Here is a 4177-nt window from a genome sequence, read left to right as displayed (position 1 = left end):
CGTGAAATGCGGAAAGGCTCTAGGAGGCGCGGATAGCCCGTCGCCCTCTGCCCGGTCGCAAGCGGCGCGCCCTTGGCCACAGCCTCATCCAGCCTGCCGCAGGACTTCGGGCACCGGCTCTTCCGGCGTGCCCAGCCAGACCCCGAGTTCGCGCAGACGCGCCTGCACCTCGGCGACGGGTATTTGCGAGGTCGGCACGCGCCGGCCGGCCGCCATAGCCGCCGCGATCGCCGCCGCCTCGCCCGTCATGGTGCAGGCCGGTACGTTCCGCGTCGAGCCGAAGGCGTTTTCGTCGACAGAGATGCAGCGACCTGCGAGCAACAGATTGTCGATCTTGAGCGGCACGAGGCAACGGAAGGAGATGCCGTAACCGATGCCCACATGATCCATGATCGCCCGGCTGCCGCCCGGCTCGTGCACATCGACGGGCGAATTGCAAAGGCCGATCGCATCCTCGAAGCGGCGATTGCCGCGGACCTCCGCCTCGGTGAGAACATACTCGCCCCTGACGCGCCGGGTCTCCCTGATGCCGAGCTTCGGCGCGACCTCCAGAAAGATCGCGTTTTCGAAACCCCTGACATAGCGCTGCAGGAAATCGAATGCGCAATAGGCCTGTTTACGGATCTCGATCTCGGCGCGGCTCAAATCCCGGTCATCGAGGCCGTTTCCCTGGAACCGGGTGACGTTCACGCTGATCTCACCCGGGATCAGCCCGGTTTTCATGGTGATGTGGTCCTTGGGGATGATCCAGTCGAAGCCTTCCGCGACCTTGTCCTTGATGCGCTGCTGGAAGCCCGTCAGCAGCACAGCCATGGCATAATCCTCGTTGCGGTCGCCGGCCTCCTTCGGGTAGACCACCTCCCACATATCGCCGCGATTTTCCTCGCAATCGGCGATCAGCGCCGGCACATTGACGTTCAGCACGCGGAAATAGGACGTGATCGGCTGGGTCAGGCCGTCGCTTTCCCGGCCGAGCATGAAATCTGCGCCGGCGAGGGCCGCGACATCCCCGTCGCCGGATGCATCGATGAAGGCCTGGGCGAGGACGAGGCTTTCGCCGGACTTCGTGCGGATCAGGAGGCCGTGCATCGCGCCGTCCTTCATCACCGTCTGGACGACATTGGCGCGCAGCAGCACCTCAATGCCCGCCTCCTCGACCATCTCGATGATGACGCGCTGCATCACCTCGGCATCGAACGTGCCGGTATACTTGCCCCAGTAGGATTCCCGAATCCGGCCATCCGCGCCGCGATAGCCGACGCAACGGTCCAGCATTTCCTCGAATATCTTCGAGTTGATGAGCCCGGTGGGCTTGGTCAGCCGGCCGCCCGTGATCAGGCCGCCGAGAAATCCGGTGCCTTCGAGCAGGAGCACCTTCGCGCCTTCCCTGGCCGCGCGGATTGCCGCGACGATGCCGGAAGAGCCGGCGCCGGTCACCACCACGTCATAAGAGCCAAACAGGTTCATCGTCATTCCTTTCAAGCAAGCGGCGCGGGATCAGCCGGTATATTCCATGATGTAGAGACCGGCATTGTAATCGGTCACATAGGCGAGCCCCGTCTTGTCAACGAAGATGTCGCAGGACTGGATGATCGGCTTCTTGCCGGGTCTTCTGTCCATGAGGCCTTCGGGCGCGGGCGGCACCAGCGCGCCGACCTCCTTCGGCTGATAGGCGTTCGAGATGTCGTAGACGCGCACCCCGGCATTCTGCCAGGTCGAGAAGATCAACGACGAGCTCTGGAAGCTGCCCGGCCGGTTTTCGTGAATGTTGTGCGGCCCGTAATGGGCGCCCTTGTGGGTATAATCCTGGTCAGACGGCGGCGGCATGGTCGCGATCGGAACCGGGTTTTCCGGGTTGGCGACATTGAAGATCCAGATATTCTTCAACCCGTCTTCGAAATCATCGAGCACCGCCTCGTCGACGACAACCAGCAGATCCCGACCGCTGATCGGCAGGCAGTTATGGGTTCCGCCCTGGAAAGGCGGCGACCAGTTGGTGTGGCGGATGAGTTTGGGCTGCGTGCGGTCGGCGATATCCATCACCACGAGGCCGGCATCGCGCCACGCGCCCCAGGCGATATCGCCGTCGACGATCGCATGGTGAAGCCCGAACTTGGCGTTCGGGGACCAGGACGGCGTCTCCCCCGCCGCCTGATGCATGCCCGGCAGGGCGTAGCGGCCCGCCTCCCTCGGATTGGCGGGGTCCGACATGTCGACGGTCATGAAGATGAAATCGGTATAGCCATCCAGCAGCGCGGAGACATAGGCCCATCTGCCGCCGACCCACCATATGCGGTGGATACCGCCGGATACGGGCATGAAGCCGATGCGCCGGGGACGGCCGGGCTCGGTGGCGATATCGTAAACCGCAAGCCCCGCGTCCCAGTCCCGCCCCTTCTTCGGCTCTGCCGTTCCGAGCGCGGTCCCCGCCGCGGCCTTGTAGTAGGACGCTTCGTCGGCGAAAGCGGCGTCGGCGAAAACGTCCTTGCCGTGAATGACGAGCAACAGGCCATCGGCTGCCTGGAGGTGCACGTTCCAGGTATTATCCGGCGCCTGAACATAGCCCGCCGGCTTCGGATTGGCGGGATCGCGCACGTCAATCACCGAAAATCCCCGGCTGAACAGATGCCCGATATAGGCGAACCCGTCCTCCACCATCACCTGGATGCCGTCCCTGCGGCCGCCCTGGTCCGAATGGCCCACCAGGCGCATGTTGCGGGCGTGGTCGGGTTTCATGAGGTCTCTCGTCATGCGTCATTCCGTCGGTTGGCGTGTGAAATTGTGCGAGGCGCGCACGAAGAACGGCGCGCCCCGCTTCGGCATCGAAAGGTCAGCTCTTGACCATGTTGCCCCAGTTCTCCGGGCTGTCGACATTGTCCTTCCAGATCATCACCGGCTGGATCAACGTGGTTTTCTGCACCGGCTTGCCGCTGAAATAATTCTCCATCTGCTCGACGATGGATGAGCCCATGGAGAACGGGTTCTGCCCGACATCGGCGGTCTGCGTTCCCTCGCGGATGCGCTCGAGGCCAAGCGGGGTGCCGTCGAAACCGATCACCGGAATGTAGCCTTCCTCGCCTTCCGGCTTCAGCCGGTCGATCTGGCGCAGAGCCGAAACCACGCCGCGGATCATCTCGTCATTATGCGCCCAGATGGCATCGACGTTCGGATCGCGGGTGAAGGCGTCAACCGTCAGCGTATGCGCATTATCGGCCGTCCATTCCGCCTTCAACGTCTCGATCTTGATGTCCGGATATTTTGCCGCCATCTGCTCGTGAAAGCCCTGATAGCGCTTCTCGGACTGGCCGGAGCCGATCGCGCCGCGCACTTCGAGGACGCGCCCCTTGCCGCCGGTCAGTTCGGCGACTGCATCGGCCGCAGCCCTGCCGCCGGCCACATCGTCGAAGGTATTGTAGGCAACCCACTCGCCTTCGGGCGGCAGGTTTTCGAGCATGAACAGCGGAATGTCCGACTGGTTGGCCTTGCGAACCCCGCCCTGAAGCAGTTTCGCGTCGACCGGATTGAGCAGGATGATGTCCGGCTGCTTGGAGAGCACGTCCAGCATCTGCGTCGTCTGGGTCGACGGATCGCCCTTGCCGTCATAGACGGAAATATCCATCCCCTTTTCGGCGGCGAGCTTCTTGATGTGATCGACAAGCGTCACCTGGTACTCGTATTGCAGGCCGAACGCGATATAGGCGAGGTTCTTGCCCTTGAGCGCGCTATCCTCGGCCTGAGCATGCTGCGGAAGGGCAATGGCGCCCGTCACGAGCAGGGCCGCGCCTGCAAAAAACTGTAAAAGCGTGCGACGTTTCGTTGGCATTCCGGTCTTCATGTCCATCATGTTTCCTCCCAGTTGGACCTTCGAGACACCCTTTTCGGGGTGGTATTGCCATTCCCGTTTGCCGACCTTTCAGGCAAGCGGATCCCGTTCGCCCCGAGGGGCGTTAAATTTTCGACCGACAGGTTTGCATTTCCCCTCGCCGCGGATCGCTTCGCGGCGGCGCTACGTCCACGCCCTTTAGGACGACTTGCTTGCGATGACTTTCCTGCGCATGCCCGCCTCCAGGTAATTGCGGCGATAGACATCGAGCGCGGCGGCGGCGGCAATCACCAATCCCGAGACGACCGAGTCCCAGTTCGGCGGAACGTTGAGCAGGTTGACCGCGTTCTGGAC

3 protein-coding genes are annotated in these 4177 nt (G+C 62.9%); all 3 read right to left on the bottom strand.

Annotated elements, in window-relative coordinates; all coding sequences use genetic code 11:
• Positions 1–84: 84 nt before the first annotated feature.
• Positions 85–1467, bottom strand: a complete 1383-nt coding sequence (locus B4E36_RS11840; protein WP_292057331.1) for an FAD-dependent oxidoreductase — start codon at positions 1465–1467, stop codon at positions 85–87.
• Positions 1468–1497: 30 nt separating this feature from the next.
• Positions 1498–2751, bottom strand: a complete 1254-nt coding sequence (locus B4E36_RS11835) for an LVIVD repeat-containing protein (RefSeq protein ID WP_292057329.1) — start codon at positions 2749–2751, stop codon at positions 1498–1500.
• A 79-nt stretch (positions 2752–2830) separates the two neighbouring features.
• Positions 2831–3823: a sugar ABC transporter substrate-binding protein gene (locus B4E36_RS11830; RefSeq protein ID WP_292057328.1), complete on the bottom strand. Its 993-nt coding sequence runs from the start codon at positions 3821–3823 to the stop codon at positions 2831–2833.
• Between the last annotated feature and the right edge of the window lie 354 nt (positions 3824–4177).

The sequence above is a fragment of the Martelella sp. UBA3392 genome (genome assembly GCF_002358775.1).
Lineage (GTDB): Bacteria > Pseudomonadota > Alphaproteobacteria > Rhizobiales > Rhizobiaceae > Martelella > Martelella mediterranea.
This window is presented reverse-complemented; position numbering and strand designations above follow the sequence as displayed.